The organism is Phyllobacterium sp. TAF24, from assembly GCF_052113785.1.
In the GTDB taxonomy this organism is placed as follows: Bacteria; Pseudomonadota; Alphaproteobacteria; order Rhizobiales; family Rhizobiaceae; genus Phyllobacterium.
Genome location: NZ_JBFRDN010000032.1, coordinates 16,185 through 41,756, shown reverse-complemented (window position 1 = coordinate 41,756; position 25,572 = coordinate 16,185). Strand labels below are relative to the sequence as shown.

Sequence of the window (25,572 nt, the reverse complement as noted above, 5' to 3'; positions counted from 1 at the left end):
CCACTTGGGCGGCGAAAGCGTCTTAACTCGATCTATCCCGACTACCAGAAGAAGTCTGTATGGCCAAGCGAACGCATCAAAGCTTCCATGAAATAGTAGTCGCCATAAGGAAGCATCGTATCCGAATAGCCAGCTGTGACGTGCGCCGCGCCGTGAGCAAGAAGCCCTTCAGCTTCGGGGTTTCCACTGATATCGCAGGTGCGCAATAGGCCGCTCATGAGACGATCGGCTTGCGATTTCCAGCGAATGGACTCGGTCTCATCACTCAGACCGGCTATTATATAGATACCGGCCGCCATAATCGCGGCAGCTGAACTATCCCGTGGTGCATTTGCGTCCGTTACAGAGTAATCCCAGACGGGCACATCGTCATTGCCCATCAATGCTCCGGCCTTCAGAGCCAGTCGCTTTGCAATATCCAGATAGGCGCTGTTTCCCGTTGTGCGTGCGGACTGTGCAAAGCCATGGATCATCCATGCCTGCCCCCGTGACCAGCAGGAGTCGTTGGCAAAACCTTGATGGGTTTCGCCGCGGATTGGTTCACCGGTAACGACATCAAATAAAAACGTATGGAAGCTCGTATCATCAGGCCGAACCAGATACTGAGCTGTCGTTTCCGCATGGCCATCTGCCGCGTCGCGAAAATCCGCATTTCCTGTTTCACCCCATGCCCAATACAGGAGCGCCAGATTCTGCATGGTATCGGCGATCATACGACCGGCAACGAATTTTGCGCGGGTCATATCCTGTTTGGCGAGAGCATTCCACGCCTGAATATAGCGTCCACGCGGACAATAGCGTGAAACAAGTCCGCGTGCCGCATCCAGTGCCATATCATGCGCCTCTCCTGAACCAGTCATGCGCCAGTCCGCAACGCAGCTCAGAGAAAACTGAAATCCAAGATCATGGTTTTGTGATCGGCGATTGCGCAATATATCGCGGAAAGCCGGGCGTCGGGCGCGTGCAGCGTTGAGGAAAATCGGATCACCAGTCAGTTGAAGCGCCAACCAGAGCTGTCCCGACATGAAACTGATAACCCAATCTCCGGGTGCGCAATAGGACCATTTGAGATTATCAATCCCAATCTTGGGATTGCGTACCCCGATCACAGGCAAAATTTCGCGAACTTTGCCAATGCACCGCTCCAGAGCGATCTGATGCTCTGCGCGATTAAGGCTCGCTGGGCGTAAGGCATTTGCGAAATAATTGTCCGTGGGCATCTTCATGGCTGTTCCTTTTTAATATGATTTATTTTTCGCATTAAGCGTAAGTTTCGTCAATTACATTTTTTCGTTTGACATTTTTTCGTGAAACATACAGTGTCGAAGCGCGGAAACGGGAGTTTCGCAATGTATATAAGGGAGGATGACGTGGAGTTGGCGAAAAAACAACGAAAGTTTTTCCTAAAACTTTCGTGTTCCTATCTCTGGTTGGCGGGCTGTACCCAATGATGGCACGCGGTCTAGCTGGGTCCGGATTTCGCAGGCAGGTTGCGAGTTACAGCTTCCTGATCCCCTGGTTGATCGGGTTCTTCGCGCTTACCGTGGGACCGATTGCCACCTCAATCTACCTGTCCTTCACCGATTATGGCCTCATGGCTCCGCCCCAGTGGATCGGCATGGAGAACTATATCCGCATCGCTTCCGATGACCCGCGCTTCTGGACAGCGATGAACGTCACTTTCACATTCGTGCTTTTATCTGTCCCGCTGAAACTGGCTTTCGCGCTGGCTGTGGCTGTGGCCCTGAACAAAGGCCTGCGTGGCCTTGCGGTGTTCCGCGCAATTTTCTACCTGCCATCGCTGTTGGGCGGTACTGTTGCCATAGCTTTCATGTGGCGGCAGATTTTTTCCCGCGATGGTCTTTTGAACCGAGGTCTCGAATATCTTTTTGGATATGATGGGCCAGGCTGGGTTTCGAGCCCGTCCACAGCACTCTATACTCTGGTTTTGCTCGCAATCTGGCAGTTTGGATCGTCCATGATCATCTTTCTGGCCGGACTGCGGCAGATCCCTCAGGACATGTACGAGGCTGCGAGCATTGATGGTGCAAGCCGGGCTCGGCAGTTCTTCAAAATTACCCTGCCTTTGCTGACGCCAGTTATCTTTTTCAATGCGGTGATTCAGACAATCGATGCCTTCAAAGCTTTTACGTCAGCATTTGTCATAAGCGGCGGCGATGGAGGACCGATCGACAGCACACTGTTTTACACGCTCTATTTGTTTCAGGAAGCCTTCGTCAATCTGCATATTGGCTACGCCTCGGCGCTCGCCTGGATCCTCGTCATCATCATCGCGTTCTTCACGGCCTTGTCCTTCCTGTCCGCCAGATATTGGGTGCATTACGATGACTGAAGCAAGTTTGTCTCGCGGTCGCCAACAGGGCTTGGTCCATAGCTCCAAGCGCGTTCTCTCTTACTGCCTGCTGACGGCGGCGAGCCTTGTTATGCTTTATCCATTGCTGTGGATGGTCTCGAGTTCGTTCAAACCGAATGATGAGATTTTCACATCGGTTTCCCTGCTGCCTGACAAGATCACACTTGATGCCTATGTGCGTGGATGGAATGGATTAAGCGGCGGTTTTGGCAGGCTTTTCTTCAATTCGCTGCTTATTTCCGTTCTGGCTGTTATTGGAAACCTCATCTCCTGTTCACTGGCAGCCTATGCCTTTACCCGGCTCCGCTTTTTCGGGCGCGACTTCTGGTTTGCCCTGATGCTCGGCACGCTGATCATGCCGCAGCATGCAGTGCTGATACCGCAATATGTGCTGTTTCTGAAGCTGGGCTGGGTCAATACGATCCTGCCGCTCGTCGTGCCGAAGTTTCTGGCAATCGACGCGTTTTTTATCTTCCTCATGGTGCAGTTTTTTCGCGGATTGCCGAGGGAATTGGATGAGGCTGCCATTATGGATGGTTGTGGCCCTTGGCGGATTTACTTCAAAATCATCCTGCCGCTATCGGGCCCTGTCTTGGCTACGGCGGCCGTGTTTTCGTTCATCTGGACGTGGGACGATTTCTTTGCGCCTCTTATCTATCTTAATGACATCCAGAACTACACGGTTCAGCTCGGTTTGCGTTCCTTTGTCGATTCAACGGCGCAATCGGACTGGAGTGCGCTCTTCGCCATGTCCACTTTGACAGTCTTTCCCATTTTCATTCTCTTCATCGCTTTTCAGCGGTTGTTGATCGAAGGCATTGCCACAACAGGAATGAAACGATGATGCATATCGATCCAGCACCATTCGCCCCTGTGCGTTGTATTTCAGGGAGTTCAAAATGATAAATCTCGCACTCAAAGATGTCGTCAAGCGCTTCGGAGCAATCGAAGTCATCAACGGTGTCAATCTTGAAATCAACAAAGGCGAGTTTGTTGTGTTTGTCGGGCCTTCCGGATGCGGCAAATCCACCTTGCTCCGCATGATAGCTGGTCTGGAACCCATCAGTGGCGGTGAGCTTGTCATTGATGATGCCGTCGTGAACAACGTCCCGCCATCCGAGCGTGGCATTGCGATGGTTTTCCAGTCCTATGCGCTCTATCCGCATATGAGTGTCTACAAGAACATGGCATTTGGATTGGAGACAGCTGGTCTGCCGCGCAAAGATATAAAGGTGCGCGTAGAAAAGGCCGCCGATATTCTTCAGATCGGCCATCTCCTTGATCGCAAACCCAAGGCCCTGTCGGGCGGGCAGCGCCAGCGCGTTGCAATTGGGCGCGCCATCGTTCGCGAGCCAAACATTTTTCTGTTCGACGAACCCCTGTCCAACCTTGATGCGGAACTTCGTGTGCAGACGCGCGTCGAAATCGCAAAGCTTCACAAGGAGATCGGTGCCACAATGATCTACGTGACGCATGATCAGGTTGAAGCCATGACCTTGGCGGATCGCATCGTTGTCTTGCGGAGTGGCAACATCGAACAATGCGGACGGCCGCTTGATCTCTACAACAAGCCTGCAAACCGATTCATAGCGGGCTTTATCGGTAGTCCGAAAATGAACTTTCTTGACGTCACGTTCTCAGAGCGCCGACCCCAAGGGTCGGCCTTTGCGCTTGCGGCTGCAGAAATCGTCTTGAAGACATCGGAGGACATTCGCTCGGGGACAAAAGCAGTTCTTGGTGTCCGGCCAGAACACATCACGACGGGCAGGGAAGCTGATGTGAAGCTCGGAACGCTAACCGTAAGCCATGTGGAGCAACTGGGTGGCCAGACATTGGCCTATGGCCGGCTCGGGGACGACCAAAATCTGACCATCGTGCTCGAAGGTCAAAGGGCAATCGCCGCGAATGATACCTTGGATGTCGGTATCGCTCACGAGCATTGCCATCTTTTCGGGGAGGACGGCAACCGCTTGAACGATTGAGATCGGATAGGGAGGCCGCAGTAATCAAAGCATTTTGATCGCAATGATGGAGGAGCAAGTGATCAACAGACGCCAGATATTATTGAACGGAGCCATGTTGGGAGCAGGTGCCATTGCATCGCTCTCAGGTCTTACAGCTGCTGCCGCACAAGAGGCGCGGCTGCGCCTCTACTGGTGGGGAACGCCTGATCGCCTGAAGCGAACGCAGGGTGTTTCGGAACTCTTTTCGCAAAAGCATGCGGGCGTTACCGTCAATGCCGAAACAGCGGGTTCAGACTACTGGACCAAACTGACGACAATGATGGCGGGCGGAAATCTGCCCGATATTTTTCAGTTGGAGCCCGGCACTTTTGCGGACTACGGACGGCGCAACGCCGCAATGCCGCTTGACCAGTATCTGGGTAAAACCATCCGCACGGACCGGCTGGCACCGGGTGCTCTGGATCTGGTTCGCGTTGATGGAAAGGTGCGGGGGGTGCCGATTGCGGTGAACGCCTGCGCCATGCTTTATGATACGGATGTCTTTGCAAAATCCGGGTTAAAGCCTCCATCCGACGATACGACATGGGATGAGTTCGCAAAAACCTGCGTCGAATTGACGAAATTTATCGGCAAGGACAATGTCTGGGCTGTGGGCAACTGTTCTCACTACAATTCGGTGTTCACCGCATGGCTCAAGCAGCGTGACAAGGCCATGTTTACGGAAGAAGGTCATCTCGGTTTCACTGCGGAAGATGCCACGGAGTGGTACGAATACTGGAATGTCTTGGCCAAGCAAGGTGGTTGCACACCGGCGGAGATACAGGCCATGGACAAACGCCTGGTGGAAACCAATCCGCTGACCACAGGCAATGCTGCCATTGCCCTGACCTATTCGAACCTGCTTCCAGCCTACCAAGCTGTTTACAAGGGACCTCTGGAGATCGTTGCTCCGCCGATCAAGGATGCGAAATCTCCCACCGGCCTGTTTTATCGGCCCGCCCTTATATGGAGCATTGCAAGTACCAGCAAAAATCCTGATCTTGCGGCCGAATTCCTCGATTTTTTCATCAATGATAGAGATGCGGGAAAGACGCTTGGCATTGAACGTGGCGTTCCCATCAATCTTGATGTCCAGCAGGCCATAACGCCTGATATCAATGCAATGGCGAAGAAAACGGTCGATTTCATCAACGCGATTGCTGGCCGCGTTGGTTCCTATCCGCCTCCCATCCCGCTGGGAGCGGCAGAGTTCGACACAAGGGCTTTCATGCCCGTCGCGCAGAAACTTGCATTTGGCAATCTGACGCCTGCGGAGGCTGGGAAAGAATTGATCGCGCAAGGCAAGCGCATATTAAAGGGATGAGATTCCTGCGGTCCTGACTTTCCATTAAGAACGCGGCTGCGACGGCCGCGTTCTTCCAGAATAATTATTGGAGTCCAGCATGCCTGACATCGCTTTTCCGGCAAATTCCTTCCGTCCGCTGCAGAACAATCCATTTTTGACGAGGGCAGACGTAGAACAGGCACTTGCTACACTTGCCCGCCCTATGGAGAGCTTTCGGTCAGAAGGCGGTGCCCGCATAAGATGCGGAATCGCGGCGGCGCATTTCGATCAGGCGGCTGCGGATCTCGAAGGTTTTTCCAGACTGTTGTGGGGACTTGTCCCGGCACAAGTGGGTGGTGCTGACTGGATCGACTGGGAACCCATTGCCCGCGGCCTCGCCGCCGGAACAGACCCGCAGCATCCGGAATATTGGGGTGCTGTGCCTGATCGCAATCAGCGTCTCGTTGAATTGGCGGCAATCGGATTTGCATTGAAACTGGTCCCGTCAAAGATATGGGAACCACTCGATGACAAAGCAAAACGCAACGTTACGAACTATCTGGTTACAGCGCATAGTCGCCACTGCCATGACAACAACTGGAAGTTCTTTCGTCTGCTGATGGGAATGGGGTTACGCTCAATCGGCGCTGACTATGACCATACACTTGACGAAGAGTACGAAGCTGAACTGGAAGCGTTTTATCTCGGAGATGGCTGGTATAGTGACGGTCCGATAAGGCGTGTTGATTACTACATTCCTTTCGCGTTCCATTTTTATGGGTTGATCCTTGCGACAATTGGTCAGAAGCCTGCCTATGAGCGATATCGGGAGCGTGCACGCATGATCGCTTCAGATATCGGTCGCTGGTTCGCGGATGATGGGGCAGGGATCGTTTTCGGGCGCTCGCTGACTTACAGGTTTGCGCAAGCTGGTTTCTTTGGCGCACTGGCATTTGCAGGCGAAGAAGTTTTGCCTTGGGGCGTATTGAAGGGATTGTATCTGCGCCATCTTCGCTGGTGGTCTAGTCAGCCTATGGCCCATAGCGATGGCATACTTTCCATTGGTTATGCCTATCCCAATCTTCTGATGTCGGAGAGTTACAACTCCCCTCAATCGCCCTATTGGGCTTTGAAGGCATTCCTGCCGCTAGCACTCCCGGAAGATCATCCATTCTGGTTGGCTGAAGAAATGGCTTACCCGGTGGACAAGACTCCTTCGGTTCAAAAGCACCCTGGATTTGTTATTGCCAATCCATCAGGCGACGCGATTGCGCTTTCGTCCGGGCAACAGTGCCTTCACATGCGTCATGGCGCAGAGAAATACGCAAAGTTTGCATATTCTGCACGTTATGGCTTCAGCGTCGAAAGCGATCAGGTCCGTTTTGATGAGGCGGTGTTTGACGGGATGATTGGCTTCTCAGACGACGGGAAACATTTCCGTGTTCGAGAGACCAATGAAACTGCCATCATTGCGGATCAAACTATTTATGCAAGGTGGCGGCCATATCCAGATGTGGTTGTTCACACTTGGCTCTATTGGGATGGCCAGTTTCATGTGCGCGTCCACCAGATTGAAACACCACGGCCGCTTAAAACGATAGAAGGCGGGTTTTCAATTGCCCGTGGTGACCCTGATCAAGACCAGACCAAAGTCGAAGGCGGTCACGCTTCTATCAGAACGGCGCGTGATATGTCGGCGATAGTGGATATGGGCTCAACTTGTGTTCGTGCTGCCCGACTTCATCTTGCGCCGCCCAATACCAATCTCATCTCCGCAAAGACAACGGTCCCGCAACTTCGTTGCGAGATTCCATCAGGCGAAAGCGTGTTGATGGCGGCGTTTATTGCTCAGCCGGATGGTGGTCAGGTGGAGAATGTATTGGCTTCCCTGCCGCAACGTCCTGACGTTGCGGCGCTGCAAAAGCTTGTGGCGGAAAAAGGGGTTCCCATCGCGATTATGAGGAACAATCCAAATCTCTAGGCAGAGTGTTGGATTGTTTCGAATATCTATTCTTGCGAACCGAGTCTTTCAATCAGCACTCTAAGATCAGAAATATCGCGCTCGCCACAATCCACCAGCGGCGTGCGCACGCGGCCAGCTGACCGGCCAACGATGGCCGCGCCTGCCTTGACGATGCTGACGGCATAGCCGGGGACGCGATTGCGGATGGCAATGTAAGGCAGGAAGAAATCGCTGAGCAGTCGCGATGTCGTTTCGTGATCATTGGCCGAAACAGCCTTGTAAAAATCAAGCGCAGTGCGGGGAATGAAGTTGAATACCGCCGATGAATAGACACTCACGCCCATGGCCTTATAGGCTTCCGCGTAAACTTCAGCCGTTGGTAGACCGCCGAGATAAGCAAAACGATCACCAAGCCGCCTGCGGATCGAAACCATATTCTCGATCTCGCCAATACCATCCTTGAAGCCGATCAGATTCGGGCATTTTTCCCCAAGTCGTTCCAGCGCATCAGCGTTCAGCTTGCAGACATTGCGATTGTAGACGATGACGCCAAGACCGGTCGCAGCACAGACGGCTTCGACGTGACGGCAAATGCCCTCGGCACTGGTTTCCGTGAGATAATGGGGAAGCAGCAACAGACCCGCTGCACCATTCTTCTCCGCATTGCGTGCCATTTGCGCGGCGATACGTGTTCCGTAAGCTGCGGTCGCGAGAATGGGGACAGCCTTTCCACACGCTGCAACAGCCGTACGCACGACATCTTCATGTTCGCTGGGTGTCAGCGAGAAACCTTCTCCAGTCCCGCCGCCGACGAACAGTGCAGATGCGCCATAAGGTGCAAGCCATTCCAGGCGCTTTGTATAGGCTGAAGGTGCGAAATCGTCATTTTGGTCAAAGTCGGTAACAGGAAAGGAGAGAAGACCGGAACTGATTGTCTTCTTAAGCGTCTGGTAATCCATGAAAGCCTCGCCGGAGATCAAAAGTCGATTAGGCGTATCATCTCATATGTCATCATACAACTACTAAAATTGCGATGCTTGCTTTTACTGCTTCCAGGCGGCAAGTCTTGGTCAGGCAGTCTTTTTACTCGTAGGCGGTGCGTTGGTGCGAAGCCGGTCACGGCTGCTGCCGAGATGGAGGCGCATGGCCGCGCGTGCACCTTCCACGTCCTGCGCCTTGATTGACTGGTAGATCTGGTCATGTTCGCGATTGACCCGTTCCAGATATTCCCGTTGCGGCAGGCCATTGATTTTATGTGTCTGAAGCCGCGTCCGGGGGATCAGCATTTCACCCAAGTAATTGAACATGCTAAGAAAATGTCGATTCTTGGTCGCGATCGCTATGGCGCGGTGAAATTCCAGATCGGCCTGAACGGAGCTTTCGCCCTGTTCAATTGCTGCCTTCATCATATCGAGTGCATTTTTGATACCGGCAAGCTCGGCCTCATCGCGGCGCACAGCTGCCAGAGCTGCTGCTTCGAGCTCGATGCTGATACGCAATTCCATGACGCTGATGATTTCTTCGACCAGTTCAAGATTGTCTTCTTCGATCCTGAATGGTGCAGTCTGCAGGTCTTTCAGAACAAAAGCGCCGATGCCTTGCTGGGTGTGAACAAGTCCTTTTGCCTTCAAATTGGCGATCGCCTCGCGAACGACCGTGCGGCTGACGTTGAACTCTGCGATCATTTCCTGCTCGGTCGGCAGGCGTTCCCCGCGCTTGTAATGACCCGAGGTGATGCGGTCGGCAACAGCCTTAACCAATTGACCTGTAAGGGTTTCTCGCTTGCCAATGCCTGACATGGGCTACTCCGCATTCCGCTCGGGCTCTCCGGGAAGAGGCCGGGCTGCTTTGAAATTATCGCTCTGGTTTGGAAGCCGGGGCGAGACGATCAACAGAAACTCATTTGCAGCATAAGATATCATATATTCAACCCTCATCTGCATCAGGGCATTTGCACGCTGTCAGGCCGAAACCCGGACAGAAAACAGTGCCATGTCGTGACTATTGTCCTGCAACACGACATGTTCCGCATAAATTTAGCCTTGCCTGCTCGAAAAAACAATACTACGATGTCATACAACATAGAAGAAGATGGCTGTAGGGGAGGAAACCATGCCGCATTTTCGTGCCTGTTTCATTGGGGCAACCGCGGTAGTCGCCGCATTGACCATCAACGTGGCCGAGGCAAAGACGCCGAAGGACCAGCTGGTTATCGGGATGAATATGGTGAACCTCACCACTCTTGATCCGCACAATGCCAATTCTTACGAATCTTATCACGTTATTGCCAATCTGTATGACACGCTCATACGCAGCGATCCCAATACCCCAGGTAAAGTCATTCCCGGTCTTGCCAAGTCATGGACTGTGCTCCCCGATGGCACTCTTGAATTTGTGCTTGATGACAAGGCCACCTTTCAGAGCGGCCGCAAGATAACAGCTGCGGATGTGGCCTATTCATTCCAGCGTGCGGTGAAGCTGGGTCTTCTTGCCAGAGCCTATTATGCCAATTGGGGCTACGATGCCGCCAATGTTGAGCAGAAGTTTCGGGCTAAGGATGACAAAACCTTCGTGATGGAAGTGGCGACACCCGTAGCGCCGTCGCTCAAGCTGAACGCGCTGACACGGGTCTATGGTGCAGTTCTCGACAAGGAAGTTATCGCCAAGCACGAAAAAGATGGTGATATGGGTAGGGGCTGGCTGGCATCAAATGCTGCCGGCTCCGGGCCGTTCACCCTTAATCGCTGGAATCCAAACGACATCGTCGTGCTCACCCGCTTTGATGCTTATTGGGGCGGCGAGCCGAAGATGAAGCGTGTGCTCGTTCGGCATCTGCCTGAGTCACAGACGGAACGGCTTCAATTGGAAAAAGGCGACCTGGATGTTGGTTTCCAATTGGTGTCCGCAGATATAGATGGTTTGGCAAAGAACCCTGCCATTGTAATCGACCGCCTCATCGGATCAGGCTTTTATTATCTGATCATGAGCACGAAGGATCCGGAGTTTGCCAAACCGGAAGTGCGTCAGGCTTTGCGCTATTGCATCAATTACAAGGACATCAACGATGTCGTGATGAAAAACTATGGCACAAGCGCCACGACGTTCATTCCTGCCGATATCCCGGGTTATATTCCTGATATTGGCAATGTCTACGATCCTGCCAAGTGTAAACAGGGTCTGGCGGCAGCGGGTTATGGCGATGGTTTCAGCAAACAATTGCTCTCGTTGAATTCCACTCCCTATGCCGACATGGCAACCGCAATCCAACAGAACCTTGCCGTAGCCGGTGTTAAGGTCGATATCCTCACGGGTAATGGCGATCAGACATACGGGCCGATGCGCGATCGCAAATTCCAGTTGGGCGTCGGACGCACGGCATCTTCGGCGCAGACGGATGCAGATGGCTGGTTACGGACCCACGTCTATAATCCTGACAATAAAGACGATGCCAATCTTACCAATCTTCAAGCTTGGCGTGCGTCATTTGAGTTGCCTGAAGTCAACAAGCTGATGGATGAGGCACAGGCCATCACCGATAACGAGGCGAAGCGCGTCGAACTCTACAAGCAAGCGTTGAAACTGTTCGAAGAGTCCGCACCGCCCATCATCCCGATTTCACAGCGGGTCGACCCTTACGCAAAGAGCGCCCGGCTGAAGAACTATGTGGGTGATATTGGCTGGATGACCCGCTGGGATCAGGTCGAAAAGCAGGACTAAGGCAGGAAGTCAGGTCGCCAGCGCATGGTCAATCAAGTGGAAACGGCAATCTCATCGTCAAAAAGGCGGTCGGGATTGCGAAAATACAGTCGATTTGGCGGTTCGCTTTTCAGCGTCCTGACAACGCTGTTTCTTTTGGTGCTTCTGACATTTGTCATTGGGCGCCTGATGCCTGTGGATCCTGTTATCGCGGTTGTGGGTCCTGATGCAGATCAGGCAACCTATCTCAAGGTCAAACAGGAACTGGGTCTGAATCTGCCTGTTATGCAGCAGTTCTGGATATTCCTGAAGAACCTGCTGCATGGTGATTTTGGAACGACACTGCTGACCGGTCGGCCCGTTATGGAAGACATCGCCCGTGTTCTTCCGGCAACGGTCGAACTGGCAACCGTAACCATTATTCTGGGCGCTGGCATCGGAATTCCGCTCGGTGTTTATGCGGCTGTTAATCGTGGACGGTTTGCCGATCACGCGGTGCGGCTGATCGCCTTGCTCGGCCACTCGACCCCGATTTTCTGGATCGGCATGGTTGGCTTGATGCTGTTTTATGCAAAGCTCGGCTGGGTTGGCGGTTCAGGAAGGCTTGATCTGTTCTATGAGGACGTTGTTCCCGGTGTTACCGGCTTTCTGTTGATCGATTCTCTGCTTGCTGGCGATATGGACGTCTTCTGGAGCGCAGTGACGCACATCATCCTGCCCGCATCTGTCCTTGCCTATGCGTCCATTGCCTATATCAGCCGCATCACACGCAGCTTCATGCTGGAACAACTCAGCCAGGAATATGTCATCACCGCCCGGGCAAAAGGCGTATCGCGACGTGGCGTGATCTGGCTGCACGCATTCAAAAACATTCGCGTTCAACTCGTCACCGTCGTGGCTCTTTCCTATGGCGGCATGTTGGAAGGCGCTGTGCTTATCGAAACTGTCTTTGGTTGGCCGGGTTTCGGTCAGTATCTGACCAATGCGCTTGTCATCGGCGACATGAATGTCGTCGTCGCCTGCACGCTGATCATTGGCTGCGTCTTCATCGCGCTTAATGTGATTTCCGATCTGCTCTACAAATTTTTCGACCCGAGGATCAAATGAGTACCGCAAGCAAAGGGCTGACAGCCTGGCTGACGACGGAAGAGCCGAGCAGTGCCAGACACGCGGCGTTGCAGAATATCTGGCGCGTATGGATGCGGTTTGCCTCCAATCCGCTGGGGATCGCCGGTCTCGCCATTATTTTACTTCTGGTGTTCATTGCTGTCTTTGTGCCTTGGCTTGCGCCGTATTCGCCATTCGACCAGAATCTGCGCGAAACGCTGGTAGCGCCAAACGCACAGCATCTCCTCGGCACCGATGAGCTTGGTCGCGATATTCTCAGCCGCATTCTCTGGGGCAGCCGTATTACCCTTTCGATTGTTGCAATTGTCAGTGTCATAGTTGCGCCAATTGGCCTGATCGTCGGGTGCCTTGCGGGTTATTACGGTGGCTGGCTCGATACGATCCTGATGCGTGTCACCGAACTGTTTTTATCCTTCCCAAGTCTCATTCTTGCACTGGCCTTTGTGGCGGCACTCGGACCAAATCTGAACAATGCAATCATTGCCATTGCGCTCACCCAGTGGCCGCCAATCGCCCGGCTGGCACGCGCAGAGTCATTGAGCCTGCGCAACCGTGATCATATTTCTGCGGTGCGGCTGATGGGCGCTTCGAGCCTGCACATCGTCATCGCCCACATTGCACCCTTATGCATCCCCTCGGTCATTGTGCGGATCACACTCAACATGGCCGGTATCATTCTGACCGCAGCGGGTCTTGGCTTTCTTGGCCTCGGTGCGCAGCCACCAAGCCCGGAATGGGGTGCCATGGTTTCAACCGGACGGCGTTTTATGTTGGATAGCTGGTGGGTCGGTACCATGCCCGGTCTGTCGATCCTCTTTGTCAGCCTTGCCTTTAATCTGGTCGGCGATGCCCTGCGCGATGCGCTTGATCCGAGGCAGGAGTGAATGCGATGACTGACACGCTTCTTTCTGTACGTGATCTGAAAATCAGCTTCCATGGTGCAGCTGGGATATTCGACGCTGTTCGCGGGGTATCCTTCGATCTTGGCCGCGAGAAACTTGGCATTGTTGGCGAGTCCGGCTCGGGCAAAAGCATGACAGGCAGGGCAATCATGCGTTTGACGCCGCCCGCTGCCAAGGTCAGCGCCGAACACATACAGCTTGGCGATGTGAATATTCTTGGTGCCTCGGAAGCAACCATGAATGATATTCGCGGTCGCCGTATAGGGCTCATCATGCAGGACCCGAAATATTCGCTCAATCCTGTCGTAACCGTCGGCGAACAGATCGCCGAGGCCTACCGTATTCACACACGCTCTTCATCGTCTGAGGCACGGGAAAGGGCAGTCGCCATGCTTGGCGCGGTGCAAATCCGGGAACCCGAACGGGTCTATCGCATGTATCCGCATGAAATGTCAGGCGGTATGGGACAACGCATCATGATTGCCATGATGCTGGTTTCAGAACCGGAAATTCTTATCGCCGACGAGGCAACCTCGGCACTCGATGTGACCGTGCGGCTGGAGATTCTCAACCTTCTCAATGATCTCGTGCGAAAGCGCGGCCTTGGCCTGATCTTCATCAGCCATGATCTCAATTTGGTTCGCCGATTCTGTGATCGTGTGCTGATTATGTATCGGGGCAGGGTGGTCGAAACTTTGAAGGCAAGTGAACTCGATCAGGCAACGCATCCCTATACCAAGGGACTGTTGGATGCGATGCCGCGTATTCATACACCACGCAAGCGCCTGCCTGTTCTTACGCGCGATACGGCATGGTAGATGGCATGGACAAAGCAGTACCAATCATTGAAATTGAAAACCTGTCCGTCACTTTTGGTGAATATGGCGATGAACGCCGCGCCGTGGACGGCGTTAGCTTTTCCGTCAATCGCGGCGAGACATTTGGACTTGTTGGCGAATCCGGCTCTGGAAAATCGACGATCCTGCGGGCGATCACAGGACTTGTCGCCAACGAGGCCAGCGTGTTACGCGTTGCAGGCGCTGACATCCGCAAAACACGCGGCAAGGATTTCTATCGTAAAGTGCAGATGGTTTTTCAGGATCCCTATGAAGCCTTGCACCCGCGCCATACCGTTTGGCGGCAACTGATGGAACCGGCGCGTATCCAAAAGCTTCCAGGCGCAGAGGCGCGCGGTCATGCAGCGCTGGACGCTGTGGGTCTCAGCCGCAGCCTGTTGTGGCGCTATCCGCATCAACTTTCCGGCGGACAGAGGCAACGTGTTGCCATTGCGCGGGCGCTGATGTCCGAGCCGGATATCCTGCTTCTGGATGAACCGACATCGGCGCTCGATGTGTCGGTACAGGCGGAAATTCTCAATCTTCTCTGTGATCTGCAGAATGAGCGCGGCCTGACCTATCTTATGGTCACGCATGATCTTGGTGTGGTTGCACACATGTGCAGGCGTACTGCAGTCATGCAGGCTGGGGTCATTGTTGAAACACTTGGCGTCGATGCGCTCGTCAATGGTGGAGCGACGCAGGAATATACGAAACGTTTGATCGCAGCGAGTGAAGCCTATGGGGAAGACCCGCGCGATCTCGTTCCGGTGTTGGCTCAACAGGAGTAAGGTATGTTTCTTGGAACGCAGTTTCGGGCGCGAGACGATGATGATTATCGTATCATGGCCCAGCTAGGTATTGAGCACATCTGTGCCGATCCGGCCGGAAATCCGCATGACTGGACACTTGATATCCTCAAGCGACATCGCGATCATCTCGCAGGCTTCGGTCTGACACTGGATATGATCCAACTGCCGCTGAGTTCCCATGTGATCGAAAAGCAGTACAGTCCCGATATCCTCTCGGCAGGTCCGGAACGTGACCGGCAGATTGATTCAATTTGCCGTCTGATCGAGCGCACCGCACAGGCGGGAATTCCAGCAGTAAAATACAATCTGAATATTATCGGCATTCCACGCACGGAAATGGAAACAGGTCGCGGCGGATCGCGCAATGAGGCATTCCGTTGGGATAAGGCGAACCACGATGCTCCGCCAACTCTGGCGGGTGTTCTCGATGAGGATGAGAACTGGGAACGGATCGACTATTTTCTGGAGCGGGTCATTCCGGTTGCGGAAGCCAACAAGGTAAGGTTGGCGTGCCACCCGCATGATCCCTATACCCCACCGGGGTATCGCGGTGTGACGCGGGTTCTCGGTACAGTTGAAGGTCTGAAGAAATTCGTTCTGCTGCGTGAAAACCCCTATCATGGATTGAATTTCTGTCAGGGAACTATTGGTGAAATGCTGGATAATCCGGCTGATGAAATCTCGGATATTATTCGCTGGTTCGGTACGCGCGGCAAGCTCTTCAATGTCCATTTCCGCAATATTCGCGGCGGCAAGCTTTCGTTCATGGAAACTTTCCCCGAGGAGGGTGATATGAATATGTGGAAATCGCTGCAGACCTATGCGGAGGTCGGTTATCAATACATGATCATGCCTGATCATGTGCCTCAACTATCCGGTCGCGATCCTGAGAATACCGCCTTTGCGTTCAGCTACGGATATATTGCAGCGCTTCTACAGGTGCTTGGCAGCAGGGGAAATTGAGTATGTCTTCGCGAATGATCCGGTCTCACGACAATGGCAACACGCCTATAGTTGAAGGTGACGAGGCAGCAAAACTCATTCATTTTAATCTCGTCAAACTTGCGGCCGGGAATTCCCATACCTATCGTTTGCGGGGTTTCGAAACGGCGGTTGTTCCGCTGTCGGGTCGCTGTGATATCAAGATTGATGCAACGAAGTTTGAGGCAGTTGGTGGACGTGCAGGCGTGTGGGGCGGATTGGCGGATTCTGTTTATGCGGGCCCCGATGCCACCGTTACCATCATAGCGCTTGATGATTGCGAAGTTGCCGTTGCGGGCGGGCGCTGGGACAAGCCAATGGAACCATTTCGCATTGTGCCTGATGACGTCGATATGGTTGATGTCGGCTCAAACGAGACAAAATCCCGCCGTCGTATCTTCCACATTCTCGGCAATAAACAGGCTGATCGGGTAGGGCGTTTGCTCGTCAGCGAGCTTTATGCCGATGAAGGGTGCTGGTCCGGTTATCCGCCGCACAAGCACGACACAGACCAACCCGGCGAGACTGCTCACGAGGAACTTTATCACTGGCGGTTTGACCCGCCGACGGGATTTGGTACTCAGCTTTGGTATGAAGAGGGGCAGGAGCCCCATGCTCACGTCACCCGTCACGGCGATACATTTGCCTTTTCAACCGGCTATCATCCGACGGCGACGTCGCCGGGCCATGCATCCTATATTTTCACCATTCTCGTTGGAAAAACGCAGCGTTCGCTCGTCCAGAACTTTGAAGAGAAACACCGGCCACTGATGGCAAAAATTCCGGGGATTGATGCGATGCGGGCAAAGTTTCGCTGACAATTTCGTTTGCGATGGTCATCCGAATTGCACTACGCGTCAGGCTACATTTCATTTGAACCATTTGTTGTAGATCTCATTATAGGCGCCGGTTTCAATGGATTGATGCAGCCACTGATCGACAAAGGCCTTGAGACCGATATCGCGTTGTACCCAATACGCCTTCTCGGCAAAATTGAAAGGTTCATCAGGATGTATTGCACACAGAACGCCCGAATGCAGTTTTTCCTGATAACGGGTTTCCGAAGCATCGGTCATCATGAGGTCCGCCCTGCCTGCAGCGACTTCGTCAAATATCTTCGTATTGTCAGGAAAAATGACAATCTTTGCTTGTTTCAGACTGGCACGGGCAAATTTCTCATTGGTCCCACCCGGATTGGCAATAACCGTTGTTTCCGGCTTGTCGATATCGGCCAATGTCTTGAATTTATCCTTGTCGGTGCAGCGGGCAATCGGTGTCTTCCCCTCACGCATATAGGGAATGGAGAACAGACCCTTCTTCTGCCGGTCGAATGTGATCGACACGCCGCCCATAGCGACATCAAATTTTCCCGCCTCGAAGTCCTGCAACATCTGCGGCCAAGACGTCGGTACGATTTCCAGTTTTACACCCAGTGCACTGGCTAGGCTCTCTGCCTGATCGATGTCGAAGCCGGAAAATGCACCACTCGTGGGGTCCTTGAAGCTGAATGGTTTGTAATCGCCGGTAGAGCCAACCTTCAGAACGCCCGTTTCAAGGATGGTATCTAATCGGGAAACCGGCAGCATGTCTTTGGCGAAGGCGGAGGGCAGGTTTGCGAGAAGCAGACAGATGCAGATAACAATGGGACGAAGCATTCAACTTACCTCATTAACGCTATATCGGATGATCAGTCGCGAGAACAATTCAATGAATCTTACCTTACAATGACTGCAAAGCGATCGGCTGACCAGATATTTTCCAATGCTTGGTCTGTCTCGATCAACAGGGTGGCTTCGACTACTTGGCGTCCTTCGGAGTTGGTGTTAAAAACAACGCGAGTGAACAAATGCTGCTTCTGCATCGTTTGACGCCTTCTCGTCTCACCCATTCGACGGGCTCAGTGGGACTCCACGATTAGGAGCGACTATGCGTGCACTCTTTCTGGCCTTCACTATTTTGGCCACGTGTTCCATATCGACGGTTTGGGCGAAGGCCGCGCCGTTTCGCGCCGGTATTGCCAGGATTACGGTTTCAGCAAGCACACCTTTCGATACTTTGGTCTGGTATCCAACTCAGGCTGAGGAAGTGGCGTGGCAGATCGGCCTGTTTCCGATTGCGGCAAGCCGCGATGCACCAATTGCCGCCGGGCCTTTTCCCATCGTTTTAATCTCGCATGGGGGAGGCAAGACCGGGGGCAGTCCGCTCACTCTGCGTGATCTTTCAATATCCCTTGCACGTCAGGGGTTTATCGTTGTCGCACCGATGCATGGCAAAACCGATCTTTCTGGTCGGATGGTTCAGGTCGACAAAGCGTTTAACACTGTACTGGCTGATCCCCGGTTCCATGCGCACGCCGCGTCAGACAAGGTCGGCATGCTTGGGTTCTCACTTGGCGGTGCGGTCTCGCTTGGCCTTGCGGGTGGCGTGCCTGACTTCAAGCAGCTTGCCAGTTATTGTGCTGCGCATCCGGATGATGTTCAGTCATGCAATGCTGGTCCCGGCGGCGATAAGGGCAAAACTTCCCTCCAAGAGACGCGACAACCGGCATCAAACATTGCCTTGAAGGCGCTCGTCTTGCTCGATCCGTTCAGTATCCCGTTTAATCGAGAGGGCTTGAAAAACGTGAGCGCACCGGTTTTTCTGTTCCGGCCAAGGCAGAGCAAGCTGGGTGAAGAGAATACGCGCGCGCTTGTGAAAAATTTGCCCGTTTCGCCGCCACTTCAATATGTGGCTGGGGGACATTTCGTTTTCACAGACGTCTGTCCGCCTGCTTTGAAGGCCGAAGCTTCTGACATATGCGAGGATGCAAAAGGTATTGATCGTGCAGCGGTTCATCAGGAAGTTGAGACCAAAGTTGGGAGTTTCTTCCGGGATAATCTCTAACAAGGGATGCAATCGCGTACGCATTCATAATTTCTAATATGGCAGTTTGGCTGACATTCTTGTTGCATGTGTCAGACAGCGGGATTACATCGAAAACGTTGGCGCAATTTACTCCAATTGTGCTGACACCCACCCCAAGGGAAGGCTTTGGCCTTCACAACTTAGCCGGGCCATTTGGTCCGGCTCTTTTTTGGGATGGTGGGCGACTATAGTATGAGCGATTCCGGGATGGCATTGTTTCGGGCCATGGCTATAATCAAGACAGTAATGAGCATTCAGCAAATGGGGTCAGGTGGTAACAGTATGATGTGGCGTTTCGGTTTCGTATTTGTAATCCCATTCCTCATGTCTACCCAGAGCTTTGCTCAAGCACCAGCGCCCTCAACGCTTCCTGGAGGAGCTTCTTCCATTCAGGAGACGTATCAGGATTGGCGGGTTTCCTGCGTTCAGCAGCAGGCTGGAAAAAGTTGTTCGTTCTCGCAGCAACAAACCCAGCAAAATGGTCAGGTCATTCTGAGTATCGAATTGACGACGAATGATGCCAAAAGCGTTACTGGCAATCTTGTATTGCCTTTCGGTCTCGCGCTGGCTTCGGGTGCAACATTGCAGGTGGATGAGGGTAAGCCAGATACAACTATGCCGTTCAGGACATGTTTTCCTGTTGGATGTGTCGTTCCTCTGTCTTTCAGTGTTGAAAAATTGGCCGGCATACGAAAAGGCAAAGTCCTGAAAGTAAACGCGGTTGCAAGTGCCGATAATAAGCCAGTCGTCCTCAACGTATCACTGAACGGGTTTGCTGAAGCGCAGGATCGTGTTTCGGTGCTCGCAAAATAGCGATTGAATCGGCATAAAGCGTAGCCGTTCAAACTGTCACGACAATCTTGCCGAATTGCTCATTCGACTCGAGAAACCGATGCGCCTCGACAATTTGGTCGAATGGAAATGTTTTGGCGATTACAGGTTTGAGCGCCCCCGACATCAGCCCATCAAGGATGAACGCCTTGGCGGCTTCCAGCCGTGCAGGGTCGCTAATAACCTCATGAACCAGATAGCCGCGAAGCGTCAGCACCTTGCTCAGCACGGCAAACAGTGGAAAAGGCGTCGGATCAGGGCTTAAGCCGCCATATTCAATGAGAATGCCCCCGCGCGACATTGCGGCAGTGAGAGGCTCGAATATTGGGCCACCGATCGGATCGAGTACGACCCGCACCCCATCCGGGCCGGTAATGTCCTTCAGCCTTGTTTCCAGATCTTCTTCAGCTGACGCGATAACATGCGCAGCGCCATGGTTGAGCAAGGCTTTCTTCTTACCGGAGGTCCGCGTGACTGCGATCGGGGTGGCACCAACCATGTTGGCGATCTGGATGGCCGCAAGGCCGACACTGCTTGATGCAGCTGTAATGACAACAAAATCGTCCCGGTGCAGTTTGGCGATGTCTATCAGGGCGCCGTAAGCCGTGAGATATTGCATCCATATGGCTGCGGCAGCTTCCCAGCTAAGGGACGGTGGGTGCTTGACGACAAACGCAGCAGGAAATGTGACAAGTTCGCCGTAGGCTRGCCAGCGGACCATCGATACTGGTGGCACGATGCTGACCGCGTCGCCGGCCACGAGATTCCGTACGCCTTCGCCGACCGTTTCGACGATACCAGCCGCTTCCAGACCCAGTCCGGATGGGAAGGTAGGTGTTTCGATATAATTCCCGGAACGCAAGAGTGCTTCGGCCCGGTTGAGACCCAGCGCCTTGACATGGATGCGAACCTCGCCCCGGTCAGGCTTCGGAATATTGATATCTTCGATACGCAGGACTTCAGGGCCACCATGCTCGTGAAAGCGAACAACGCGCGCCATAGCTATAACTCCAAAACAATTGAACTGAATAAGCTATGCCAGTGGCTGTAGAGTGGATAAATAGGACGAGAGGAAGAACAGTAGAAACCAGGAGTTTTGAATATGGATCGCCTTACAAGCATGGCTGTCTTCGTCAAAGCCATTGATCTGGGATCATTTGCGGCTGCCGCTGACGCGCTTGAACTCTCTGGCCCGATGGTGGGCAAACATATAAGATTTCTTGAAGAGCGGCTTGGCGTACGTCTCATCAATCGCACCACGCGTCGCCAAAGTCTTACAGATTTCGGGCGCGCCTATTATGAGCGCTGCCGGGTGATTCTGGCCGAGACCGAGGCAGCAGATGCACTTGCAGCCGATCAACTGTCTCAGCCCCACGGGAAGCTGCGTGTCACCATGCCTGTGCACTTCGGACGGTGCTGCGTTGCCCCTGTTTTGCTTGAGCTCGTGCAACAATATCCATCGCTGGAACTTGATCTGTCGTTGAATGATCGTTTTGCCGATCTTGCGGACGATAACTATGACCTTGCCATTCGAACCGGCGATCTGGAGGATAAGGCCGGTGTGATTGCCCGCCGCGTTGCACGTCAACGTATGGTCGTCTGTGCGTCACCCTCCTATATTGAGCGGCAGGGCGAGCCGCGGCAGATAGATGAACTCAGCAGACATCAAACCATCATTTACCACCGGTCCGGACGTGTTCGGCCCTGGCTATTTCCCCAAAAGGATCAACCTCCTGTAGAGATCATGCCAGTTGGCCGGTTAAGGCTCGATGACCTCGACGCAATCGCTGACGCCGCGACCACCGGCATGGGGCTTGCCTGGCTTCCATATTGGCTCGTTCGCGAACGTATTCAAGCGGGTGCGCTTGTCCAGCTCCTGCCGGATAAGCCGGAATTTCCTTACGATGTCTACGCGCTATGGTTACAGACACCGCACTTGCCATTGAAGATCCGTCTGGCTGTTGATGCACTGGCGGCGGCGCTGCCAAAGTTCATGACTTGAAACGTGAAGAGGCACTTCTGATCATTCCTCAGGAACGATTGATATCTCTGCGAGCAAGTCATTGAGGAAAGCCTGAACAACAACAGGCAATGTGCGCCCCTCCATGGTCAAAATTTGCAGAACACTATCGGTCATAACATCGTCTGAAACGGGGATAGCGACGTATTCTCCAATTGCTATCCTGCCGGGGATGCGTAGGGCGCTGCTAAAGTGGATGCAACCTTCAGTGTCCGCAAAACGCCGCAGCGCAGAAATGGAATTGGTCGATAGCACGGGATTAATCGTGAGCCCCTGCATGGCAAAGGCCGTATCGATCAGATGACGTTGCGTTCTGTCCTTGTCAGGCAGAGCGACAGGATAGGGGAGGGTATCGGCCATTGTAATGCTCTGGCGTTCGGCCAGCGGATGATTACGCGGGATGAGTGCATGCATTGGCCGGCGGATGATCTGCTCGATCTTAACACCACGCGGCGGGGCGTAGTTGAACGTCATGCCAATATCAGCCTCACCATCATGGATGAGGCGCGCAATCTCGATGGAATTGCCAACCCAAAGATGAAAACGCACGCTTGGATAGTCTCGCCGGAATCTGGCCATAGCTTCGGGCAAAATATCGACTGCAAAACCCTCATAGCTCGCAAGACGTACAAAGCCCCGATGCGGTCCCTGCAGATCGCGGATATCCGCGATCACCCGTTCTGCATCCAGTGTTGTTCTGCGCGCATGGGCGGCCAGCACTTCCCCTGCTGCGCTTGGCACCATTCCTCTTGGCCGACGCTCGAACAGTTCGACACCCAGCTCACGTTCCAGCTTGGCAATTTGCCTGCTGATAGCTGATCCGGCAACGTTCAGGCGAGCCGATGCGTCGGCGATAGATCCCGATCGGGCAACCTCCAGAAAATAACGCAGTCCAGTGCTTTGCATGAGAACCTTTTGCCTTGCCGTTTCGGCAATGATTTATGCGAATTAAAGCGATTGTGGCATCAAAATGCTGTTGGTATCAACGAAAAAAACCGGAGCTGCATGCATCCGGCAGGGAACTATCAATTGAAAACAGGAGGGGTCCATGACCGTCTTTTCGGCCGAGGCTATTGCAGAGGCAATAGCGACACGTCAGCATTTGCATGCTAATCCCGAACTCAAATACGAAGAACACGCAACTGCTGAGCTGGTGGCGTCACGTCTGTGTGGGTTGGGCTATGATGTTTCCACCGGTCTTGCGGAAACCGGGGTGGTTGCAATCCTCGATACGGGTCGTCCCGGTCTGACCATTGCATTTCGCGCCGACATGGATGCATTGCCCATTATTGAAGAGACTGGTCTGGCTTATGCCTCGCGCAATCCGGGAAAGATGCACGCCTGCGGGCACGATGGGCACACCGCATCGCTTTTGCTGGCAGCCACCGGACTTGCCGGACTACATGATCGCCTGAGCGGTAAAATCAAGCTGCTGTTTCAGCCAGCTGAAGAGGGTGGCCTTGGCGCTGCTCGCATGATTGAGGCCGGGGCGCTGAAAGGTGTCGACGCCATTTACGGCTACCATAACCGTCCGGGATATCCGCTCGGCCGTGTGTTTGCCAAAACAGGCCCTGCCATGGGCGGTAGCACGCTGTACGATGTGGCGATTTCCGGCAAGGGGGGCCATGCCTCACGGCCGGATCTGGCGGTTGATCCGATCTTCGTTGGCACCGCGGTGGTGCAAGGGCTGCAGAGTGTCATTTCCCGGCGTCTGTCACCGTTGGAATCCGGCGTTGTTACCGTTACCCAGTTCCACGGCGGCAATAGCCACAACATCATTCCGGTTGCGGTAAAGCTATCAATCAATACCCGAGATGGTTCGCCCGCCGCTTATGAACTCATCGACCGGGAGTTGCGCCACGTCGTGACACAGATTTGCGACGCACACGGTGCCGTTGCAACGGTCGAACAGCAGATGCGCATTCCGCCTGTGGTCAATGACGCTGATGAGACCGACTTCACCGTTGCCACGGCGATCGCAACCTATGGTCCTGATAAGGCAGGCCGGATTGATACATTGCCGACGATGGGCGCCGAGGACTTCGCCTTCTATCTGGAGCGTGTGCCTGGCTGCTTTTTCTTTGTCGGCAATGGTGAGGACGGTGCCTATCTGCATCACCCGCTTTACAACTATCGCGATGAGATTTTGCCGGTTGCTGCGGGAATGTTTCTCGCTATCGCCGAGCGCCGTCTCGCCAGTTCGGGTCAAGCTGTTTCCAACGTGTCGTTTTAAGGATACCCAGGTCCATGCAACGTTTGCTTAATGTAATTGAACGCGCCGGAAACCGGCTTCCCCATCCCTTCATTCTGTTTCTGATACTGTGTCTGGTTGTCGCCATCGTGTCCTGGCTGATGGCACTCAATGGTGCAGCCGGGGTCAATCCGAAAACCGGTAAGGAAATCTACGTTCAGAGCCTGATATCAGGCGATGGACTTGTCTTTGCTCTGACGTCACTAGCCAAAAATTATATCAACTTTCCGCCGCTTGGTGTGGTCCTTGTCATCATGCTGGCTATTGGTGTTGCTGATCGTGCGGGCTTGATCGCCAGCTTGATGCAGGTCAGCGTCATGAAGGCGCCGAAGCATCTGACAACCTTCGTCATCTTTCTGGTGGGGATGTGCAGCCACGTAGCTTCCGATGCTGCCTATATCGTCCTGATCCCGCTTTCAGCGATGATCTTTCAGGCGGTTGGCCGAAATCCACTGGTCGGCGCGGTCACGGGTTATGTCGCTGTGGGTGCCGGTTATGATGCCAGCCTGTTGATCACTCCGGTGGATGTCATCCTTTCCGGCATCACCACCAGCGCGGCTCATACAATTGACCCGAAGGCCTATGTCTCACCGCTGGATAATTACTACTTCATCGCTTGTTCTGCATTGCTCCTGTCGGTTGTCGGAACATTCGTCATCGAGCGTATTGTTGAGCCGATGGCCGGTAAATATACGGGCGATGTTGCGTTGGATCTTCAACCAATCGGCGCGTTGGAAATGCAAGGCCTGAAACGTGCCGGTTGGGCGGCTTTGGCTTTTGCTGTGGTTATCCTGGCAGCAATCCTGCCTGCCGGATCACCATTGCGCAATGAAACGGGTGGGTTTGTACCTTCGCCATTGATCGAAAGTGTCGTGGCCATCCTTGCGGTGTTCTTTCTGTTGCTTGGTTGGATTTATGGCGTGGCTGTCGGCAAGATCAAAAGTGCCCGGGATGGTGTCGGGTACATGGTTGACGCGGTGAAGGAACTGGCGCCGACATTGGTACTCTTCTTTGCTATCTCGCAGTTCCTGGCATGGTTCAAATGGACCAATCTTGGCGAGTGGATTGCGATCAGCGGCTCGCATTTGCTGGATGCCAGCGGGTTTGGCGGCACGCCGCTTGTCCTTGCCTTCATCCTGCTGGCGACAGTCATGAGCATCTTTATTACGTCAGGTTCGGCCCAGTGGTCACTCATGGCGCCGATCTTCGTGCCTATGATGATGCTTGTGGGAATGGAGCCGGCACTGGTGCAGGCAGCCTTCCGTATCTCGGATTCGGCTACCAATGTGATCTCGCCAATGAGCCCTTATTTTGCCGTGTGTCTCGCCTTTTTGCAGCGTTACCGGAAGGAGGCTGGCATCGGGACTCTTGCGGCAATGACACTGCCGATCTCGGTCGGCTTTCTCGTTGCATGGACAGCCTTCCTTGTATTCTGGATCGAGGTCGGTCTGCCACTGGCGCCGGGCGTCGGATTGTTTCTGAAGTAACGGCAGTGTTCATAACACAACCCCGAGGTCGCATCTGCGGGCTTGGGGTTGGTGCTTTCCGCCGACACCTATGAACAACCAAATGTTATATTTGCTGCC

General features: G+C 53.6%; 23 protein-coding genes. 17 read left to right on the top strand and 6 right to left on the bottom strand.

The annotated features are described in order from the left end of the window. Positions 1 to 41 precede the first annotated feature (41 nt). Positions 42 to 1,226, bottom strand: a complete 1,185-nt coding sequence (locus AB4Y96_RS21925; RefSeq protein ID WP_441919879.1) for a glycoside hydrolase family 88 protein — start codon at positions 1,224 to 1,226, stop codon at positions 42 to 44. Between the two features lie 221 nt (positions 1,227 to 1,447). Here AB4Y96_RS21925 and AB4Y96_RS21920 point away from each other — a divergent pair, with 221 nt between their 5' ends. The 5 genes from AB4Y96_RS21920 (at position 1,448) to AB4Y96_RS21900 (ending at position 7,643) form a co-directional block, all read left to right on the top strand. Continuing rightward, a complete protein-coding gene (locus tag AB4Y96_RS21920) occupies positions 1,448 to 2,353 on the top strand; it encodes a carbohydrate ABC transporter permease (protein ID WP_441919878.1) in 906 nt (301 codons plus the stop codon). Continuing rightward, entirely contained in the window at positions 2,346 to 3,218 is an 873-nt protein-coding gene (locus tag AB4Y96_RS21915; protein WP_441919877.1) for a carbohydrate ABC transporter permease, read from the top strand. The genes AB4Y96_RS21920 and AB4Y96_RS21915 overlap by 8 nt, the downstream gene beginning before the upstream one ends. A gap of 55 nt (positions 3,219 to 3,273) precedes the next feature. Further along, positions 3,274 to 4,356, top strand: a complete 1,083-nt coding sequence (locus tag AB4Y96_RS21910) for an ABC transporter ATP-binding protein (RefSeq protein ID WP_091885778.1) — start codon at positions 3,274 to 3,276, stop codon at positions 4,354 to 4,356. A gap of 58 nt (positions 4,357 to 4,414) precedes the next feature. After that, entirely contained in the window at positions 4,415 to 5,701 is a 1,287-nt protein-coding gene (locus tag AB4Y96_RS21905) for an ABC transporter substrate-binding protein (RefSeq protein WP_441919876.1), read from the top strand. Between the two features lie 79 nt (positions 5,702 to 5,780). After that, positions 5,781 to 7,643, top strand: a complete 1,863-nt coding sequence (locus AB4Y96_RS21900) for a DUF2264 domain-containing protein (RefSeq protein ID WP_441919875.1) — start codon at positions 5,781 to 5,783, stop codon at positions 7,641 to 7,643. Positions 7,644 to 7,669: 26 nt separating this feature from the next. On the opposite strand, the gene kdgD is transcribed toward AB4Y96_RS21900, so the two are convergent. Continuing rightward, positions 7,670 to 8,584 (bottom strand): 5-dehydro-4-deoxyglucarate dehydratase, encoded by a 915-nt coding sequence (gene kdgD / locus AB4Y96_RS21895; RefSeq protein ID WP_441919873.1) that lies wholly within the window; start codon positions 8,582 to 8,584, stop codon positions 7,670 to 7,672. Between the two features lie 111 nt (positions 8,585 to 8,695). Then, the gene (locus AB4Y96_RS21890; protein WP_441919872.1) at positions 8,696 to 9,424 is read right to left on the bottom strand and encodes a FadR/GntR family transcriptional regulator; all 729 of its coding nucleotides are present in this window, start codon (positions 9,422 to 9,424) and stop codon (positions 8,696 to 8,698) included. Positions 9,425 to 9,737: 313 nt separating this feature from the next. On the opposite strand from AB4Y96_RS21890, the gene AB4Y96_RS21885 reads away from it, so the two are divergent. From AB4Y96_RS21885 to AB4Y96_RS21855, 7 genes are read left to right on the top strand one after another with little or no spacing between them, the layout of a single operon-like run. Further along, positions 9,738 to 11,342: an ABC transporter substrate-binding protein gene (locus AB4Y96_RS21885; protein ID WP_441919871.1), complete on the top strand. Its 1,605-nt coding sequence runs from the start codon at positions 9,738 to 9,740 to the stop codon at positions 11,340 to 11,342. A 24-nt stretch (positions 11,343 to 11,366) separates the two neighbouring features. After that, complete coding sequence (locus AB4Y96_RS21880) at positions 11,367 to 12,428, top strand: ABC transporter permease (protein WP_441919869.1); 1,062 nt, start codon at positions 11,367 to 11,369, stop codon at positions 12,426 to 12,428. Further along, positions 12,425 to 13,333, top strand: coding sequence for an ABC transporter permease (locus AB4Y96_RS21875; RefSeq protein ID WP_091885791.1), 909 nt, complete (start codon positions 12,425 to 12,427; stop codon positions 13,331 to 13,333). The genes AB4Y96_RS21880 and AB4Y96_RS21875 overlap by 4 nt, the downstream gene beginning before the upstream one ends. A gap of 5 nt (positions 13,334 to 13,338) precedes the next feature. Then, entirely contained in the window at positions 13,339 to 14,169 is an 831-nt protein-coding gene (locus tag AB4Y96_RS21870; RefSeq protein WP_441919866.1) for an ABC transporter ATP-binding protein, read from the top strand. A gap of 5 nt (positions 14,170 to 14,174) precedes the next feature. Further along, entirely contained in the window at positions 14,175 to 14,978 is an 804-nt protein-coding gene (locus tag AB4Y96_RS21865; protein WP_441919865.1) for an ABC transporter ATP-binding protein, read from the top strand. A 3-nt stretch (positions 14,979 to 14,981) separates the two neighbouring features. Beyond that, on the top strand, positions 14,982 to 15,962 hold the full coding sequence (locus AB4Y96_RS21860) for a mannonate dehydratase (protein WP_441919863.1): 981 nt from the start codon (positions 14,982 to 14,984) through the stop codon (positions 15,960 to 15,962). A gap of 2 nt (positions 15,963 to 15,964) precedes the next feature. Continuing rightward, positions 15,965 to 16,798: a 5-deoxy-glucuronate isomerase gene (locus AB4Y96_RS21855; protein WP_441919861.1), complete on the top strand. Its 834-nt coding sequence runs from the start codon at positions 15,965 to 15,967 to the stop codon at positions 16,796 to 16,798. Positions 16,799 to 16,849: 51 nt separating this feature from the next. On the opposite strand, the gene AB4Y96_RS21850 is transcribed toward AB4Y96_RS21855, so the two are convergent. After that, positions 16,850 to 17,635 (bottom strand): transporter substrate-binding domain-containing protein, encoded by a 786-nt coding sequence (locus AB4Y96_RS21850; RefSeq protein WP_441919859.1) that lies wholly within the window; start codon positions 17,633 to 17,635, stop codon positions 16,850 to 16,852. A 271-nt stretch (positions 17,636 to 17,906) separates the two neighbouring features. Here AB4Y96_RS21850 and AB4Y96_RS21845 point away from each other — a divergent pair, with 271 nt between their 5' ends. Together AB4Y96_RS21845 and AB4Y96_RS21840 are read left to right on the top strand one after the other, a co-directional pair. Next, positions 17,907 to 18,863, top strand: coding sequence for an alpha/beta hydrolase family protein (locus AB4Y96_RS21845; protein ID WP_441919857.1), 957 nt, complete (start codon positions 17,907 to 17,909; stop codon positions 18,861 to 18,863). Between the two features lie 213 nt (positions 18,864 to 19,076). Beyond that, complete coding sequence (locus AB4Y96_RS21840; RefSeq protein ID WP_441919855.1) at positions 19,077 to 19,697, top strand: invasion associated locus B family protein; 621 nt, start codon at positions 19,077 to 19,079, stop codon at positions 19,695 to 19,697. Positions 19,698 to 19,725: 28 nt separating this feature from the next. Here the strand turns inward: AB4Y96_RS21840 and AB4Y96_RS21835 are convergent, their stop codons facing one another. Continuing rightward, positions 19,726 to 20,715, bottom strand: coding sequence for a zinc-dependent alcohol dehydrogenase family protein (locus AB4Y96_RS21835; RefSeq protein ID WP_441919854.1), 990 nt, complete (start codon positions 20,713 to 20,715; stop codon positions 19,726 to 19,728). 102 nt (positions 20,716 to 20,817) lie between these two features. Between AB4Y96_RS21835 and AB4Y96_RS21830 the strand changes: the two genes are divergently transcribed. Beyond that, the gene (locus AB4Y96_RS21830) at positions 20,818 to 21,717 is read left to right on the top strand and encodes a LysR family transcriptional regulator (protein ID WP_441919852.1); all 900 of its coding nucleotides are present in this window, start codon (positions 20,818 to 20,820) and stop codon (positions 21,715 to 21,717) included. A gap of 21 nt (positions 21,718 to 21,738) precedes the next feature. On the opposite strand, the gene AB4Y96_RS21825 is transcribed toward AB4Y96_RS21830, so the two are convergent. Beyond that, positions 21,739 to 22,641 carry a LysR family transcriptional regulator gene (locus tag AB4Y96_RS21825; protein WP_441919851.1) on the bottom strand — a complete coding sequence of 301 codons (903 nt, stop codon included), beginning with the start codon at positions 22,639 to 22,641 and terminating at the stop codon, positions 21,739 to 21,741. Positions 22,642 to 22,783: 142 nt separating this feature from the next. On the opposite strand from AB4Y96_RS21825, the gene AB4Y96_RS21820 reads away from it, so the two are divergent. Both AB4Y96_RS21820 and AB4Y96_RS21815 read left to right on the top strand, forming a co-directional pair. Beyond that, complete coding sequence (locus AB4Y96_RS21820; RefSeq protein WP_441919849.1) at positions 22,784 to 23,968, top strand: M20 metallopeptidase family protein; 1,185 nt, start codon at positions 22,784 to 22,786, stop codon at positions 23,966 to 23,968. 14 nt (positions 23,969 to 23,982) lie between these two features. Further along, positions 23,983 to 25,473, top strand: a complete 1,491-nt coding sequence (locus AB4Y96_RS21815) for an AbgT family transporter (protein ID WP_441919847.1) — start codon at positions 23,983 to 23,985, stop codon at positions 25,471 to 25,473. Positions 25,474 to 25,572 lie beyond the last annotated feature (99 nt).